The organism is Plantactinospora soyae (genome assembly GCF_014874095.1).
In the GTDB taxonomy this organism is placed as follows: Bacteria; Actinomycetota; Actinomycetes; order Mycobacteriales; family Micromonosporaceae; genus Plantactinospora; species Plantactinospora soyae.
In genome coordinates this window covers 5528844-5544873 of record NZ_JADBEB010000001.1, presented here as the reverse complement: position 1 = coordinate 5544873, position 16030 = coordinate 5528844, and the positions used below count along the sequence as shown (strand labels likewise).

Here is a 16030-nt window from a genome sequence, read left to right as displayed (position 1 = left end):
TCGGCGACTACATCCGATGGCGCAGCCGCCGAGCCCGACCCAAGTCCGGATTCGCTATCAACTCCAAGATCCGTCACCCGGATTACTTGGTCAAGGTTGCATGACGCGCACTAGTCAGCGACGTGGATGACGATCTTACCGTGACGTTTGGCCATCTCCAGCGCCTCGTAACCTGAGCGCGTCTCGCTGAGGGGCAGCACGCGGTCCAGCACTGGCCTCAACCGGCCGTTATCGACGAACTCGGCGATGGAACGCAACGCGTTCTGGTTGGGCTCGACGACGAAGTACACCCCACGAACGCCATACCGTTCTGCTTCCTGCTGGTCGGGTGGGGTGACGAGGGAGACCAGGACCCCACCCGGCCTCAGGACCGACCAGGACCGCGACTGCGTGGCCCCTCCGACAAGATCAACGACCACGTCCACGTCGCGAACGTGGTCCTCGAAGCGGTCGTGCGCGTAGTCGATGACCTGCTCGGCACCCAACCCCTTGACGAACCCCAGGTCGGCCGCCGCCGCCGTGGCGCTCACACGAGCACCGAGACCGGCCGCGAGCTGCACCACGAAGATCCCCACACCGCCGGCACCGCCCTGCACCAGCACGTGCTGCCCGGCCTGCAGGTCGGCGTGATCCACCAGGGCCTGCCAGGCACTCAACGCAGCCAACGGGAGCGCTGCGGCGTGGTCGTGATCAACGACGGCGGGTTTGGCCGCCAGGACGGCTGCGGGCAGGACGACGTACTCGGCCGCCGCGCCATCGCGGGTGAAAGGGATCAAGCCATAGACCGCCTCCCCCTCAGCGGGCCTTTCCACCCCCGCCCCGGACGCCGCGACGACTCCAGAGAACTCGTGCGACGGAATGATCGGCGTGCGCTCAGGTCCAGTCCCGTCCGAGCTGTGCGTCCAGGTTGCCGGCCAGGTGAGCTCGTGGGGTGTCATAGAGGCGGCCTTCACGGCCACCAACACCTCACCAGGCCCCGGCTCCGGCCGCGGCGCCTCTTCCTCGTACACAAGTTGCTCAGGCCCGCCCCTGGTGTGAGCTCTCACGGCGCGCATCGTGCTCATCCGACGACTGCTCCTTCCGACCGCATCCGATTAGCCCGCCGGCCGCTCCCGGCGGATGAACCACAGGTCAACCCCCGCATTATCTGACGGTTCGGCAGCCGCCTGCCGGACTTCCGCAACCCCTGCGCTTCGGCGCAGAAGTGCTGGATCAGGGGCACACTCCCGGGCAGTAGCACGCGGCGCTGACCTGCCGGGGCTGGCGAATCGGTGCGGACGAGTTCGGGCTGTTCATCACCTTGCTCCGACCCGCTGGTTCTGACCGTGCGGCGGGCAGCGTCAGCCGGAGCCGGAGAGGATGCTGTCCGAGTCACATGGTCAGATCCGGTATCCGGCGCGGGGCACCGTCTCGATGATCGGCGGGTCGCCGAGCTTGGTCCGCAGCCGGTTCACCGTGGCCTTCACCGTGGTGGTGAACGGGTCGGTCGCCTCGTCCCAGACCCGCTCGAGCAGCTCCTCGGCCGACACCACCCGGCTGCCACAAGTCATCAGATACTCCAGCACGGCAAACTCCTTCGGGCTCAGCGGGAGGCTCCGGCCCGGGTGGCGGTCCGCTGTGCCGGGTCGAGGCGCAGGTCACCGTGCGCGAGCACGGGCGGCGCGGCCGGCTGCGAGCGCCGGGCCACCGCCCTGATCCGCGCGATCAGCTCGGCGTAGGCGAAGGGTTTGGGAAGGTAGTCGTCGGCGCCCAGACCCAACCCCTCGACCCGGCTCGCGACCGTACCCGAGGCGGTCAGCATCAGCACCCGGCTCGTAGATCCGCTGCTCACGAGCGTGCGGCAGACCTCGTCACCGTGCACGACGGGCAGATCCCGGTCGAGGACGATGACGTCGTACTCGACCACCGTGGCCCGCTCCAGCGCCGATCCACCGTCGTAGGCGACGTCCACGGCCATGCCCTCCCGCCGCAGCACCCGTGCCACCGAATCGGCAAGGTCCGGCTGATCTTCGACCACGAGTACCCGCATCCCACGCCTTCCCGATCCGCCAGCGCGGGCTGGACTTCAAGCAGAAGGCCGGCTCGCTTTCCGGTGGCCAGCGCGCTCAGCTCGCGCTGACGGTGGCCGCGGCCAAGCGAGGTGACCTGCTCGTCCTCGACGAGCCGGTGGCCGCGCTGGACCCGCTGGCCCGGCGCGGGTTCATGCGAGACCTGCTCGACTTCGTCGACGAGCTCGAGGTCAGCGTCGTCCTCTCCTCGCACCTGCTCGGCGACCTGGAGCAGGTCTGCGATCACCTGATCGTGCTCGCCAACGGCCGGGTGCAGATCGCCGGGGACGTCTCCGACCTGCTCGCCGTCCACTACCGGATCACGGGCCGCCCGGGCGAGGGGAACCGGCTGCCGGCCGGGGCCGAGGTGATCCACGCCGAACACGGCCGCGGCGGGTCGTCCACGATCGTGCGTTCCGCCCAGCCGGTTCCCGGGGCGGAGGCCGTCGACCTCGAGGACATGACCCTGGCCTACCTGACCCGGGCCACGACCGCGGAGCCGATCGGGCCGTCCGCGGCTATGACGGGAGCGAACCGATGACCTGGCTGACCTGGCGGCAGTTCCGGGTCCAGACGCTGGTGACCGCGGGGGCACTAGCGTCGCTCGCGATCTACCTCATCTACCTGGGCAGTGAGATCCGCTCCTTCTACGACGAGAGGATCGCCAACTGTACGGCCCAGGCGTGCTACCTCGCGCGCATGGACCTCCGGGCCAGCTTCGACGACACGGTGCAGCTCATGACGGTGCTGCTCATCGCCGTACCCGGGCTGATCGGGGTCTTCTGGGGCGCCCCGCTGGTGAGCCAGGAGCTGGAGCAGCGCACCGACCGGCTGGTGTGGAACCAGAGCGTCACCCGCACCCGCTGGCTGGCGGTCAAGCTCGCCATCCTCGGTCTGTTCAGCGCCGCAGTGGCCGGTCTGTTCAGCCTGCTGCTGACGTGGAGCGTGAGCCGGTACGACGAGGTGGTCGGCGAGCGCTTCGCGGCCCTGAGCTTCGACTCGCGCAACATCGTCCCGATCGGCTACGCGCTGTTCGCCTTCGTCCTCGGCACCATCGTCGGCATGGTCGTACGGCGCACCCTACCGGCCATGGCGATCACCCTCGCCGCCTTCGCGGCCCTACAGCTGCTGATTCCGACGGTCATACGGCAGAACCTGATGCCCCCGGTCACCGACACCGTCGCCGTGGACGCCGCCGTCCTGAACAGTGGCGTCGGTCTCCACCTGAAGCAGGACAACACCTTCGACATCCAGGGGTACAACGCCGTCGGCAGCTGGTCGCTGGCGTTCTCGGCCCCGCTGTACAAGGCGGACGGCTCGCCGTACCGCAGCGAGGATTCGAAGGCCTGCAGCGTCCTGGATGACAGGGCGGCCAGCGACGCCTGCACCGTCGCGCAGAACCTGCACTTCGAGTACGTGAACCAGCCGGGCAACCGGTACTGGACGTTCCAGTGGATCGAACTGTCCATGTTCCTGGGACTCTCGCTGCTGCTGACCGGCTTCGGCTTCTTCTGGCTCCGGCGCCGCTCCTAGCGGTGACCCGGCCCGGCCATGGCTACGGCACCGCGTCCCCGCGGTGCCGTAGCCATGAATCCGGTCAGGACTCGACCCGACCGTGGAAGACGGCGACGTCCGACATGAACACCCTCGCGGAGGTGTGGTCTGTCCCGATGGCGACGTACGGCGCCGGGGACAGCAGTCTGGACCATTCCGCCGACGAGCGCATCCTGCTCGACGAGTACCGGCGCGGCATCGACGTCAGTACACGTCCGGCAGGGGCGAGTTCCGGAAGAACTCCTGTACCTCCTCAGCGGCCTGCTCGGACCGCCATCGTCGGTCTCCAACTCGCCGAGCACGGTCGCGGCTCCCGCTCATTCGGTGCTCGTTCCGGGGCAGTGGTCCCGACCCGCGTCGGTGTCCGGGCCCGGATAGGGTCGGCGCGTGTCAGTCGACCTGAGCACCGCTGCCCACCGCGCCGATCTCGCCGATTTCGCCGATCGGGCCCGATCCGCGCTCGCACGCCTCGGCGCGGTGTCGTCCGAGTGCAGGGTGGACCCGGCCGATCGGATCGGGTGGGCGGTGGCCCGGTTCGACGGCGGCGACCACGTCGGTGCGGCCGAGGATCTGACGGCCTGTTTGGACGGCTGGCTACCGAGGGAGTTCGCCGAGGCGGCGCCTCGGATCCTTACCGACGAGCAGGCCACGCGGGTCGCGGTCACCGCGCTCGGGGGCGAGCATCCGTACCGTCCGTTCAAGAGTGGGTGTACCGACCCCGAGGACGCGGTCGCCGGTACGCTCGCCCGTCTGGTGGCCGGCAACCCCGACGCGGAGGCGGCTCTGCTCCGGGCCGTGCTGGTGATCCGGCCGAACGAGGACCGGATGTGGGCCTACTTCCGGAGCGCGCGTATCTCGGCGGTGTTCGCGGCACTGGCCGAGGCGTACGTCGGTGAGCCCGAGCAGCTCGACCGCTGGTCGGCGCTGCTGGACGGGGACGACCAGCCCTGTCTCGCCGCGGCAGCCGCCCTGTGGGGGCCGCTCGGCCTCGCCGAGGTTGACCGGCGCTGCGGAACCGTCAGGGAGATCGACGGTGCGCGGCTCGTCGCCGCGTTCGTCGCGGCGGACCGGTTCGACGACGCGCTCACGCTGGCGACCCGGCTCGAGCCGCGTCAGCAACAGCGCGCACTGCTGACGCTGGCGACACCCGGACTCGCACTGGCGCGGGCAAAGGTGCTCGTGGCCGCGTTCCGTAAGTGCCCGAAGGGGGGCCGCGAACGCGACGTCCAGATGATCTACCAGCACCGTTTCGCCCGGCTGTTCCTGGCGCTGGGCCGGGTCGACGACGCGCTTGCCGTCCTGGGCCGGATGCGGGACTGCCGCGTGTCGGGGTACGGGCCGGGCCCGCTCGTGCTCGAGGTGTTGCGTTGGCTCGACGGCCGGCGCGAGGCGGCGACCCCGGAGCGGCTGGGCGCCGTGCTGGACGTACTGGCCGGCCCGGGGCTCATCCCCCAGGAGCTCGCCGCCGTGGTCGCGGACGTCGTACCGCTCGCGCACGGCCTGGCCGACGAGCGGTTGCGCACCGAGATCGTCGACGTGCACGTGCCTCGGCTGCGGGCGCGCCTGCGGAACACGCGGTCCGGGCTGCTGGTCGATGCCGGCCTCGGTGCCGCGCTTGTCGGAACGGGCGACGCCACCGCGCTCGATCCGGTGTTCACGCAGGCTGCCGGCGGGCGAACCGACGCGCGGCTGAGCCTGGTGCTGGCCCGGCTGGCCAGCGGCACCGGACTGTTGGCACGGGACCGCGAGCTGTTCACCCGGCTGGTGACCGGCGCGTTGTCGGAGGGTTACTGGTGGTTCGCCGAGGAGCTGCTGCCGACCCTAGACGCCGAGGCTCGCCCGGTCCTGCCGGAAGCGGTGGCGGCGGTGCCCGCAGACAGCCGCCGCCAGGTCGTCGTCATCGCGCGCTTCGCCGAGCGGATCGGCGACCCCGCGCTGCTCGCCGCCATGCTCGATCTGGCGCCGGACGCCGAGAGTACGCGCCGGGTGGCCGGCCGCGCCGCGATGATGGTGGCCCGGCACGGCGAGTTGTCCGACGCGGTGGACGTCGCGCGCCGCTGCGGCCTGGTCGGGGAAGAGCGGAGATAGACCAGCCCAGGTGTACCCAGGTGTTCGCGGCCGGCTGTGGCCGCCTAGCGGCATTGCCGAGAGTCGATGTATTGTGGGAACGCTCCCAGATCGCCTCCCCCACTCCACCTGCTCGAGGAGCTCAAACATGTCGCGACGGCGTCGTCGCCCGGCCACCACGCTGGCCGGGTTGCTCGTTCTGGCCCTGTCTGCACTCCTGTTACCACCGGGGTCGGTGGCCAGCACCGCCGCCGCCGGCACCGCCGCGGCCGGCACATCCCACAGCCGCGCGGTGCCACTCACGGAGCTGACCGTGGTAACCGAACAGGTGGCTTCCGGTCTGCAGCGTCCGATCGCGATCACCGGTCTGCCGGATGGCCGGATGCTGATCGCGGAGAAGAACGGCACCGTCCGCGCCTACCACCCCGACACCGGCTTGGCGGCTGAGCCGGTGCTCGACCTGACCGCCCGGATCGACACGTCGGACAACGAGCGCGGCCTCCTCGGCATCACGCCCGCGCCGAACTTCGCGCGGACCGGGATCCTCTACGTGGCGTACACGAGTCTGCCGGCCGGCGCGCTGACCCTGGCGCGGGTGCCCATCGGCGCTCCCGAGCGGGTGCAGGTGCTGCTCACCCAGGAGCACGCCGAGTACGGCAACCACAACGGCGGACAGGTGGCGTTCGGCCGCGACGGGTACCTCTACTGGTCCCTCGGCGACGGCGGCCACGCGAACGACCCGTTCAAGTCCGGTCAGAACCTCGGCACCCTGCTCGGCAAGATCGTGCGGATCGACGTCAACCGCACCTGCGGGGCGAAGGCCTACTGCGTGCCCTCCGACAACCCGTTCGTCCGGATGAGCGGCGCGCGGCCGGAGATCTGGCTCTACGGGCTGCGCAACGCGTGGCGGTTCTCCGTCGACCCGGTGGACGGCTCGCTGTGGATCGGTGACGTCGGCCAGGGCCTGGTCGAGGAGATCAACCACATCCGCCCGTGGCAGCGTGGGGCGAACCTCGGCTGGTCCTGCCGGGAGGGCACCCCGGTGTTCGACCCGGAGCAATGCCGGCCGGGTGGGCGGTACACCGACCCGGTCTTCGAGTACGAACATTTCCTTACGGAGAACTGCTCGGTGACCGGTGGCGTGGTGTACCGAGGGTCCGCCACTCCGGAGGCCTGGGGGACCTACATCGCGAGCGACTACTGCTCGACCCTCGCCTTCGCCGTGCGTCCCAAACCCACGGGCGGCTACGAGACCGCCACGATCGGCAACTTCCCCACCCAGCCGACCGCGATCGACACCGACGTGCACGGCGAGCTGTACGTGCTCAGTGACCTCCCGGGATGGCTGAGCCGGGTACGGTTCGAGCGGGTCCAGCCAGCCTCTGGCGGCGGGGTGGCGAACCGCTGAACCCCCGGGACAATCCCTCCGCATCCGCAAGACCCCTCGGGGACGGCCGCCCAGGCGGCCGTCCCCGACGCGTTCCGGTGCAGGGCGCTGTTGCACTGAACGATCGTCGAGATCACCTGCCGTAAATCTCCCGCAAGGTCGACGTCGATCACTTCACCTGGCCGCGATTGCCAGGACAGAAGTGGCATATATCCGACCTATGGGCTGCCGCCAGCCGAGCTGACGTAAGAGTGGAATTCCTCCGATGCGGACAGTGCGTCGGACGGTCGGGGGAATGGTTGGCAGGACGGTGACGGGAGGTGAGTCGGATGCCGCCGCCCGCAGGTCGTCAGCTTGACCACGGGGCGCCGGCCGATGTCGGGACGCCGCGCGCGGAACGTGGTGAGGGGCCCGAAGAGCTGCTTCGGGAGTTCGGCCCCCGTTACGCGACGGCCGTCCGGTCCGCAGTGCTGATTCTGGTGAGTGTCATCGCGTTGGTCCGGGCCGCCGAGTACCTCCCGCAGACCTGCGTGGCCGTCCTGATCGCCAACGCGTGGAACGCCCTCTACTGCTGGCGGATCCTGCGGGCGCCCACGCGCCGACTCATCGTTCTCGACATCCTGGTGATCTGCGGGCTCTGTCTGGCGATCCCCGCTATCGGCGCCGTCGAACAGGCCAACTCCGGCTGGATCCGACTCTTCGCCAGCTTCTCGTGCATCGCCTACCAGTGGTACACCGACCTGCCGACGGGGACCGTGGCCACCCTCGCCACAGTTGGCACGCTGACCGCGGTGGTCCTCGCCACCGGCCTCGCGGACAGCGCGGTCAACGCCGCGAGCGTGATCGTCGCGTACACGGCGGCTTCCCGGGCCGCCTGGGAGATGGTCCGCCGCGCGGCCCGGACCGCCGACCGGCTCGCTGCGGAGGCGGGCGCCCGCCGACGGGCGTACCTCGTCGCGGTCGCCGTCGGACAGGAGGAACGCGCGCTGGTGAACTCGCTGCACGACACCGCCGCCGCGACCCTGCTCATGGTCGCCAGCGGGCAGGTCCGCCCCGACGCAACCTGGCTCCCGGACCGGGCCCAGCGCGATCTCGACATCCTGCGGCCGTGCGGAAGCGTCCCCGCCGAGGACGTCGACCTGGTGCACCTCCTCGACGCGGAGGCCGCCCGGTGCGACGTACCCGTGACGCTGTACCTGCCCACCCGGCTCACCCTGCCGCATCGCGTCGCGCACGGGCTGGTCGGCGCGGTACGGGAGGCGCTGAACAACATCACCCTGCACGCGACGGCGGACACCGCCTCCGTCCGACTGATCGGGGACCGGAGCGGGCTCGTCCTTGAGGTGGCGGACGACGGCGTCGGGTTCACTCCCTCCGCGATCCCCGCGACCGCGCGCGGGGTGCGCGAGTCGATCGAGGCACGGATGGTCGGCATCCAGGGAGAGGCCACCATCGTCACCGCACCCGGCCACGGCACCGTCGTCCGGCTGAGTTGGGCCCGACGGTGACGGCGCCGTCGACCGGCGACCGGACCATCACAGACGACGACACCTACCAACGGATGACGGCCCGACTGCGAATCTGTCTCTGTGGCATCGCCGCCGGCTCGCTCCTGCTGGCCGGGGAGTACGTGCGGAGCGGGTGGCACTCCTACGACCGGCCCGCCCGGCAACTGGTCGCCCTCGGCATCCTCGCCGCGGTGCTCGCAGCCGAGGTGGCGCTCCTGACCCGCCGCCACCCGTGGACACACCCGGCACGGGTGGCCGCCGTGGCGGCGATCGTGCTGGCCCAGCTGATCTCGCTGACGGGACTTCCGGACCACAGGATCGCGACCCAGACCGACTGGGTCTTCGGCACCGGCAACTGGCTGGGCCTGATGGTTCTCTTCGGCACCCCGCTCCGGGTCCAGGGCAGCTTCCTCGCCGTGCACTGGTCGATCGCCGCCGCCAACCTGCTGAGTGGACCGCTGGTCGACACCGGAATGCTCCGCTTCGCCACCGGCTCGGTGGGAACGGTGGGCTATCCGCTCTGCCTGGCGATCACCACGGTCGCCCTCCGCCGGATCTGCCGGATGGCCGCGACCGCCCGGCGGGAGATGGAACGGGTGGCGGTCGCCGACATCACCGCCGCGGAACTCCGCAACCTACGTCGCCAGCGCTTCGCCGACCTCGACGAGACCATCATCCCGCTGCTGGAAGGGCTGCGGACCCGGTGGCTCTCCCCGGACGAGGTCGGTGTCCGCCGGGCGTGCGCGATCGCGGCCGGCCGGTTGCGCCGGCTCTTCGCCGAGAGCGACACCGTCGACCAGCAACTCCTGCACGAACTGCGGCACTGCGCGGGGATCGCCGACCGACGCGGGGTGCTGGTCGAGCTGGACGCCTACGGCCGGCTGCCGGTCCTGCCACTGGCGGTGCGCCGGGACATCACCGAGGCGCCGCTGCGGGTCCTCGCCACGGCGAAGAGCTGGGCCCGGGTCACCGTCGTCGGTGAGCCACACCTCGTCTCGGTCAGCGTCGTCGCCGATTCGACCGACGTGGAGATCCCGCCCCCGGCCACCCCGCAGGTGGCGGTCGAGCTGTTCCACGGCTCCGGACGAACCTGGGTCGAGGTGAGATGGACCCCCACACCGAACTGAGTGCCGTCATCATCGACGACCACGTAGCGACGGTCGCCGGGGTGCAGGCCTGGTGCGCCCGGGCCGACCCGCCCATCCGGTGCATCGACGCCCATGCCCGGCTCGCGGACGTGTGGACCGGCCCGGGGGCCACTGCGGACGTCATCATCTTCGACCTGGAACTGCAGCCCGGAAACCCAGCCTTCGGCGACCTCCGACGCCTGGTCGACGCCGGCCGCCGGGTCGTCGTCTACTCGCAGCACGCCGACCAGGCCACGGTCCTCAAATGCGTGCACATCGGCGCGCTCGCCTACCTCACCAAGTACGAGGGGGAGGAACACCTCGTGCCCGCCATCCGCGCCGTGGCGTCGGGACGCGGCTACACACCGCCTTCGCTGGGCGGGGCGATCGTCGCCGACCGCGATCCGGGACGCCCGCGGATCAGCCCACGCGAGGCAGAGGTCCTCCGTGCCTGGTTCGCCAGTGCCTCCAAGGACCTGGTCGCGGCGCGCCTGCACATCACCGTCAAGACGGTGGAGACACACATCGAACGGGTACGCGCCAAGTACGCCGATGTCGGGCGACCGGCGCGCACCAAGAGCGAACTGGTGGCCCGCGCCCTCGATGACGGTGTCATCTCGCTGACTGAGCTGCGGGACGGGGGCGGACGGCGGGGGCGGTGATGTGGGGTGTTCACCCGACAACCACCGCCGGCCCGCACTCCTACCGTCGACAGCAGATCCTCACTACTGGTGATGAAGAAACTACCCACCGGTACCGGATCGGCCATCAGTCACCGCGAGGAGAGAAGAGACCCGCGATGTCCCATGTCGTCACCACCCCATCCGGCCGGCAAACGGCCCACCGGTCGTTCGCCGTCCTGCTGGCGCTGCTCGCCACGATCACCGTGTCGCTCGTCGTCCTGCCCGCCGCGCCGGCCGCGGCTGCCACCCGCGCCGGGATCGTCGCCGTCGCCCGCGCCGAGGTCGGCGTCGCCGAGCCGACCGGCTGCGACAAGTACGACATCGACTGCAGTGCCACGCCCTGGTGCGCGTACTTCGCCGCCTGGGTCTGGCGCCGCGCCGGCGTCTCCCCGGTCTTCACCACCGGGGTCGCCCGCGGCGTCGGTCAGTGGGGTGTCGAACGCGGCCTCTTCACCTACCGGTCCTCCGGTACGAGGCCCTCGCCCGGGGACATCGTCGTCTACGGTCCTCCGGGCAACTTCACCGGCGGACACGTCGGCATCGTGGAGTCGGTCGCCAGCAACGGCTACCTCACCACCATCGAGGGCAACTACGACAACAAGGTGACCCGCCGGACGAACCTGAACCCGGCCACCGCCACCGGCAGCGGGCACTCCATCTCCGGTTACGTCCGGCCGCCCAACGTCAGCAACGCCCAGCGGGAACTCAACGGCGACCGACACTCGGACCTGGTCGGGGTCACCGTCGCGGACCAGTCCCTCCTCCGGTACGACGGCCGCGGGAACGGGACCTTCGGCGCCTCCGTACGACTGGGGGCAGGCTGGTCGAGCACCCGCATGATCACGGTCGGCGATGTCAACGGAGACGGCAGCGGAGATCTGCTGACCGTCCGCAGTGACGGCAGCCTCTACTGGTACCGCGGCAGCGGCGGCGGCTTCGCGGTAGGGGCGAAGATCTGGTCGGGCGGCTGGGGCAACTTCCGATTGATCACCTCCGCCGACGTCAACCGGGACGGCCGGACGGACCTGCTCGCCCTCAACAACAACCACAGCCTCTACCTCTACCGCGGCCAGGCCGACGGCACCGTCGCCAGCGCCGGTGTCGTCGCCACGGGGCTGTCCGCGACGCGGCTGATGTCGGCGACCGACGTGAACGGGGACGGGGCGTCCGATCTCCTCATGGTCAACAACGACGGGAACCTCTACATCCGGTTGGGTACAGCAACCGGCAGCTTCGCCGCCGGGGTCTCTATCGGAGTCTCCTGGGGCGCGATGCGGCTCATCACCGCCACCGATTACACCGGCGACGGCCGAGGTGACCTCCTCGCCGCCCGTACCGACGGCACCCTGCACCTTTACACCGGCACCGCGAACGGCCGGGTGAACTCCGCTGTCCAGGTCGGGAACGGCTGGAACGGGATCCGCATCATCGGCACCTGACCCGCAACAACCGCGCCTCCCGCCGGTCCGGGATATCCCGGACCGGCGGGAGGTCGACTCCGGGACCAACAGGTCGGCAGGCCGCCGGGAAGTCGACCCAGAGATCGTTGTGCCGACCACCGCGTCATCCAACGTGGACGACGGCCGTAAGGATTAGTCAACGTTAGATGTCCTCTAAGGCTCCAGTAGCTGCTCGAAATCTGTCACCGCTGTCCCGTGACGTCCGTTCGAGCCTTCCAGAACGGCCGCCTTGAGGACATGCAGTTTCACGTCGGCGACCTTACGTGGCGATGTGATGCCGGGTGTTTCCTCGTAGTTCGAGACGATGACATCGAGGAAGACCGGCGACTTGAAATGCCAGCCCTGAAGCAGAAGCACTTGCGAAATCGCGGGGTAGGGCGTGAAGACCGGGTTGGCGAGCCAGGTGCGCAACGCCTCCTCGGCGACGCTGAAGTCGATGCTGGCTCTGCCCAGCGCCCGGATGATCGAGGGGGCGAGAAGCGGCGCGTTCTGATCTGCGTTCCGCTCGAGAAGTTCGTCGTAGAGTCGTACCGCATCAACGACTGTTGCCTGCGCGTCTGTTGCTCTGCCGTCCTGGTCGAGCTCCTGGGCGGAGGCGAAGAGCGCTTGCGCGCGTTCGACCGACGACGAGACCGATGGTGGATCGCTCTCCTCGTCGCGATGGAAGATGACCATCGACCCGATCGTCACGAGCAGGATGACCGCGAACAGGGCTGCCAGCGCGGCGTGTGACCGGGTCAGCCTCACCCGGCTCGGTCTCGGTGGTGGGTCGGTCGTGACCACGTCGATGCGTACGGACGACGCTTCGAAAGGCTGCGGATCGTCGGTGCGATCGGGATCAAGGGCAGCGCGATCCGGGGTGGCCTGATCCGGGATGGCGGGGCCCTCGTCGGCCGCCAGGGTCGGTGCCTGACTGCCCCCCTCAGCCGCGAGAACGGGCCCATGTCGGGGCACCTCGGCAGCCGAGGTTGCGGGTTGCGGTTGTGGGGGTGTCGGCTGAACTGTCCGGACCGAGGCGACCACAGTGTCCGGTCGTGGTGGCGGCAAGGCGCCGTGTAGGACGGCCTGATGCAGGGCACGTAGCTCGGGACCAGGGTCGGTGCCCAGCTCACTGGCGAGCCTTTGCCGGATGATCGAGTAGCGGTCGAGGGCTTCCGCTCCTCGTCCAACGTCGTACAGCGCCCGCATGAGCAGAGTCTCGAGGGGCTCGACCAGCGGATTCTCGGAGGCAAGATCAGGCAACACGGCGATCACCGCGGCGGGACGGCCGAGTCGAAGCTCGAGCTGTGCCCACTGCACCACCGTGTCGAGCCGTCGCCGATCCCAACTGTCCCGAACCTGCCCGGCCCATTTGCCCGGAAGACCGGCCAGGGCTGGCCCCCGCCACAGATCCAGAGCCTCGGCGAGCGCATTGGCCCGCACGTCGTCGCCGCGTTGCCGATCGCCGCCCTGCTCGACCAGGCGTCGGAATCTGTACAGATCCACCAGATTCGCATCGACGTTCAGCACGTAGCCGGCGTGCCGGCGCTCGATTCGCGCTGCCGTTCCGGGCGTGAGAGTGGCAGCCTGCCTCAGTAGCCGACGGGTCCGGCTCAGGTACGAGTACAGCACATTGCGGACCTCGGCCGGCGGGCTGTCGCCCCAGACCCGATCGATGAGTGTCTCGATGGCAACCGGGCGACCCGCGTCCACGACCAGCGCTGCCAGCACCGCCTGTAGCCGCGGCGCCCCGACGTCCAACACCTGACCAGCCGCCCGTAGCTCGACCTCGCCCAACAGCCGGAACTCCACGGCCCGCCCCCGTAATCGATCAGCCACTGACAGCTATCCCGGTCAATGCTGTCCCGTTCTCAAGGTTGGCGCAAGGTGCGCGAGCAGGCGAAGGGGCGACGGTTAATACCTGCTACCGATGTTGGGCGCCACTGCTCAATTAGCAGAGATGGGAGTGAATCATGAGAGGTCATTTCGCCCGAGCCCTGATGGCTGCGGCGAGCCTCACGGGAATTGCTATCGCGGCCGTTCCGCCTGGCGCTCACGCGGCACCCGACGGTGGGCAGCGGACCTCGTCGCTCAATGAGGTGATCCAACACGGCGTGCCCTCAGTACCGCTCACGATCGACGGCAAGTCCGTGAGCCCGGAGACGATTACCAGGTACAACGGACAACCGCTCTACTCGGCGGTGCTTCCGGAAGGGCCACACGGCCGACTCGTCACCTTCACTCGGCGCGCCGATTTCGAGCGCTTCGTGAGCCAGAACGGCGGCCCGACGAACGCGCTGACACCGCCGCCAGTGTCCACCCCGGACCGAACCGCGGCCATCGGCCCGGCCCAGCCCGGGGCCGGGAGGTTCTCGGCGGGATCTGCCAATCGCTCGGCCGCGGCGAACAGCTCTGGTGCCTCGCTCTGGGAGGACGCGGGGGGATTCGGTGCCTGGATCTGGGTCGAGTCCGGTTACGGATGGCCGGACCTAACCCAGATCGACTTGCGCTGCGTGCTGTGGTTCTGCACGTCCTGGAACGACGAGGCGTCTTCGGCCCTGGGTAGCGCCGGCGGCTTGACGATCTGGGATGACATCTGGTTCAGCGGCTCGTCCCTTTGGCTGCCGGGCGGAAACTGGGACGACCTGGGCATCTTCGGTTGGAACGACCGGGTCTCGTCCTTCGGATCCCATTGATGATCCACGCTCGTCAACCTGGCGCCAATTGGAGCATGGCGTAACGAGGTGCGGTCCGGTAAACCGCTGCGGTTGACGACAGTTCCATCCATCGAACATCAACTGCCGAACAGGGGAACAGATTATGAGGAAACTCTTGCCAGCCGCCTTCGCGGTGGCGACACTTCTGCTCGTAACCGGCGCGACCACCGCGGACGCCGCGACCGACCAACCAGCAAGGTCATCGGCCAGTTCCACCTTCGTCAACTACACGTGGGCGGACGTCGACATGTACAACTGCGCGGACTCCGGCTGCACGCCTCGGATCAGGCTACGTGCCTGGCAGCCGTTGGATGACTTCTGCTATGTGGTCGGCAGGTACGTCGGCACGTCGTCCTACTGGGACTATGTCTACGACCGTGCAACCGGCCACTACGGTTATGTCCCTGAGTACTACCTGGCTAGCAGCGCGCAGGGCACCCCCTGCTAGCCTCCACCCTTCCGTGGCCACCCGTCAGCTCTGCTGGCGGGTGGCCACCTCTGCGAACTGTGAACAATCCGGCAGCCGCGTGTCTCACTCATGACGTGTACTCCCTCCCCTCGCCCGCTCGTTCAAACTCGCGCAGCCATGCACCCACTATCGTCCACGCCTCGCCCGGGTCACCCCGGCTACAACGTTCAGTGCCCGCCCCCTCCCGGCCGGCCGGTTGCCGACTCGTCTAGGTTCTAGCCTCGGCGACGGGACCCGTCACGGGACTCTGGCTAAACAACGGAAAGGGACCGCGTTGTCGCTACCCACCTACCCACCTTCGCGCTACGACGGGGAACACGGTCACAGCCGCACGCATCTCAGAAGAGCGGACCAGCTGCCGGACATCACCTACCCAAACGGGGTGAAGGTCACCTACCTCGCGCGCGGGACGGAGACGTACGGCGACTTCGGCCTCTACCGGTGGGACTTCAGCCCGGAGCCAAGCGGACCCGGCCCGCACTTCCATCGCGGCCTTTCCGAGTCGTTCTTCGTCCTTGACGGAAACATCCGGCTGTACTCCGGCGACCGATGGGTCGACGCCAGCGCCGGAGACTTCCTGCACGTACCACCTGGCGGGATGCACGGGTTCCGCAACGAGTCCGGTGAGCCAGCGTCGATGCTGTTGCTGTTCGCGCCGGGTGCGCCCCGAGAGGAGTACTTCGAAACCCTCCTCAAGCTGCGCAACGGTTCGCTGGAAATTACCGATTCCGAGCGAGACGCCTTCAGCATCCGGCACGACAACTGGGACTGACCGGTTGTTCGGCGGAATGAGTGCTGGTGTCAGCACGCTGGCAGCGCCGGCCCTTAATCTTTAGCACCGCAGGTCACGAAGTGTGCTCCCCGCGCAGGCGGGGGTGGTCCCCGGCGCCCGTGCTGTGCCATCCGCATCGCCTCGCGCTCCCCGCGCATCCGGGGATGGTCCCTCGGGGACTGTTGGTTTCTCGAGTTGGCAAGACATGTCGAACCTCGGAGGCCGGTCGAGATTCAGATCGCTCGGGCGAGCTCGGTGA

14 protein-coding genes and 1 pseudogene are annotated in these 16030 nt (G+C 69.2%); 11 read left to right on the top strand and 4 right to left on the bottom strand.

What is annotated here, in order from left to right:
- Positions 1-110: 110 nt before the first annotated feature.
- On the bottom strand, positions 111-1064 hold the full coding sequence (locus tag H4W31_RS24415) for an NADP-dependent oxidoreductase (protein WP_225945656.1): 954 nt from the start codon (positions 1062-1064) through the stop codon (positions 111-113).
- Between the two features lie 315 nt (positions 1065-1379).
- Positions 1380-2029 (bottom strand): annotated as a pseudogene (locus H4W31_RS24410) (response regulator transcription factor).
- A 92-nt stretch (positions 2030-2121) separates the two neighbouring features.
- Here H4W31_RS24410 and H4W31_RS24405 point away from each other — a divergent pair.
- Positions 2122-2589: an ATP-binding cassette domain-containing protein gene (locus H4W31_RS24405; protein WP_192768773.1), complete on the top strand. Its 468-nt coding sequence runs from the start codon at positions 2122-2124 to the stop codon at positions 2587-2589.
- Entirely contained in the window at positions 2586-3581 is a 996-nt protein-coding gene (locus tag H4W31_RS24400; protein WP_192768772.1) for a hypothetical protein, read from the top strand. The genes H4W31_RS24405 and H4W31_RS24400 overlap by 4 nt, the downstream gene beginning before the upstream one ends.
- A 64-nt stretch (positions 3582-3645) precedes the next feature.
- On the opposite strand, the gene H4W31_RS24395 is transcribed toward H4W31_RS24400, so the two are convergent.
- Positions 3646-3801, bottom strand: coding sequence for a hypothetical protein (locus tag H4W31_RS24395; protein ID WP_192768771.1), 156 nt, complete (start codon positions 3799-3801; stop codon positions 3646-3648).
- A gap of 188 nt (positions 3802-3989) precedes the next feature.
- Here H4W31_RS24395 and H4W31_RS24390 point away from each other — a divergent pair, with 188 nt between their 5' ends.
- From H4W31_RS24390 to H4W31_RS24365, 6 genes are all read left to right on the top strand, one after another.
- Entirely contained in the window at positions 3990-5690 is a 1701-nt protein-coding gene (locus H4W31_RS24390) for a hypothetical protein (RefSeq protein WP_192768770.1), read from the top strand.
- A 127-nt stretch (positions 5691-5817) separates the two neighbouring features.
- Entirely contained in the window at positions 5818-7077 is a 1260-nt protein-coding gene (locus H4W31_RS24385) for a PQQ-dependent sugar dehydrogenase (protein WP_192768769.1), read from the top strand.
- Positions 7078-7385: 308 nt separating this feature from the next.
- Positions 7386-8564 carry a sensor histidine kinase gene (locus H4W31_RS24380; protein WP_192768768.1) on the top strand — a complete coding sequence of 393 codons (1179 nt, stop codon included), beginning with the start codon at positions 7386-7388 and terminating at the stop codon, positions 8562-8564.
- On the top strand, positions 8561-9691 hold the full coding sequence (locus tag H4W31_RS24375) for a hypothetical protein (RefSeq protein WP_192768767.1): 1131 nt from the start codon (positions 8561-8563) through the stop codon (positions 9689-9691). The genes H4W31_RS24380 and H4W31_RS24375 overlap by 4 nt, the downstream gene beginning before the upstream one ends.
- Positions 9670-10353, top strand: coding sequence for a response regulator transcription factor (locus H4W31_RS24370; protein WP_192768766.1), 684 nt, complete (start codon positions 9670-9672; stop codon positions 10351-10353). The genes H4W31_RS24375 and H4W31_RS24370 overlap by 22 nt, the downstream gene beginning before the upstream one ends.
- A gap of 137 nt (positions 10354-10490) precedes the next feature.
- Positions 10491-11813, top strand: a complete 1323-nt coding sequence (locus H4W31_RS24365) for an FG-GAP-like repeat-containing protein (RefSeq protein ID WP_192768765.1) — start codon at positions 10491-10493, stop codon at positions 11811-11813.
- 174 nt (positions 11814-11987) lie between these two features.
- Here the strand turns inward: H4W31_RS24365 and H4W31_RS24360 are convergent, their stop codons facing one another.
- Positions 11988-13625: an AfsR/SARP family transcriptional regulator gene (locus H4W31_RS24360; RefSeq protein WP_192768764.1), complete on the bottom strand. Its 1638-nt coding sequence runs from the start codon at positions 13623-13625 to the stop codon at positions 11988-11990.
- 161 nt (positions 13626-13786) lie between these two features.
- Between H4W31_RS24360 and H4W31_RS24355 the strand changes: the two genes are divergently transcribed.
- The 3 genes from H4W31_RS24355 to H4W31_RS24345 all read left to right on the top strand — a co-directional run bounded on the left by H4W31_RS24355 (position 13787) and on the right by H4W31_RS24345 (position 15771).
- Positions 13787-14509 carry a hypothetical protein gene (locus tag H4W31_RS24355; RefSeq protein ID WP_192768763.1) on the top strand — a complete coding sequence of 241 codons (723 nt, stop codon included), beginning with the start codon at positions 13787-13789 and terminating at the stop codon, positions 14507-14509.
- A 124-nt stretch (positions 14510-14633) separates the two neighbouring features.
- Positions 14634-14978, top strand: coding sequence for a hypothetical protein (locus H4W31_RS24350; protein WP_192768762.1), 345 nt, complete (start codon positions 14634-14636; stop codon positions 14976-14978).
- Between the two features lie 403 nt (positions 14979-15381).
- Positions 15382-15771 (top strand): cupin domain-containing protein, encoded by a 390-nt coding sequence (locus H4W31_RS24345; RefSeq protein ID WP_318783379.1) that lies wholly within the window; start codon positions 15382-15384, stop codon positions 15769-15771.
- Positions 15772-16030 lie beyond the last annotated feature (259 nt).

Excerpts from the sequence above, each read along its gene's own strand:
- H4W31_RS24350 (WP_192768762.1), top strand. The coding sequence starts at position 14,634 with ATGAGGAAACTCTTGCCAGCCGCCTTCGCGGTGGCGACACTTCTGCTC.
- H4W31_RS24395 (WP_192768771.1), bottom strand. The coding sequence starts at position 3,801 with ATGCCGCGCCGGTACTCGTCGAGCAGGATGCGCTCGTCGGCGGAATGG.
- H4W31_RS24370 (WP_192768766.1), top strand. The coding sequence starts at position 9,670 with ATGGACCCCCACACCGAACTGAGTGCCGTCATCATCGACGACCACGTA.
- H4W31_RS24415 (WP_225945656.1), bottom strand. The coding sequence starts at position 1,064 with ATGAGCACGATGCGCGCCGTGAGAGCTCACACCAGGGGCGGGCCTGAG.
- H4W31_RS24385 (WP_192768769.1), top strand. The coding sequence starts at position 5,818 with ATGTCGCGACGGCGTCGTCGCCCGGCCACCACGCTGGCCGGGTTGCTC.
- H4W31_RS24380 (WP_192768768.1), top strand. The coding sequence starts at position 7,386 with ATGCCGCCGCCCGCAGGTCGTCAGCTTGACCACGGGGCGCCGGCCGAT.
- H4W31_RS24355 (WP_192768763.1), top strand. The coding sequence starts at position 13,787 with ATGAGAGGTCATTTCGCCCGAGCCCTGATGGCTGCGGCGAGCCTCACG.
- H4W31_RS24365 (WP_192768765.1), top strand. The coding sequence starts at position 10,491 with ATGTCCCATGTCGTCACCACCCCATCCGGCCGGCAAACGGCCCACCGG.
- H4W31_RS24400 (WP_192768772.1), top strand. The coding sequence starts at position 2,586 with ATGACCTGGCTGACCTGGCGGCAGTTCCGGGTCCAGACGCTGGTGACC.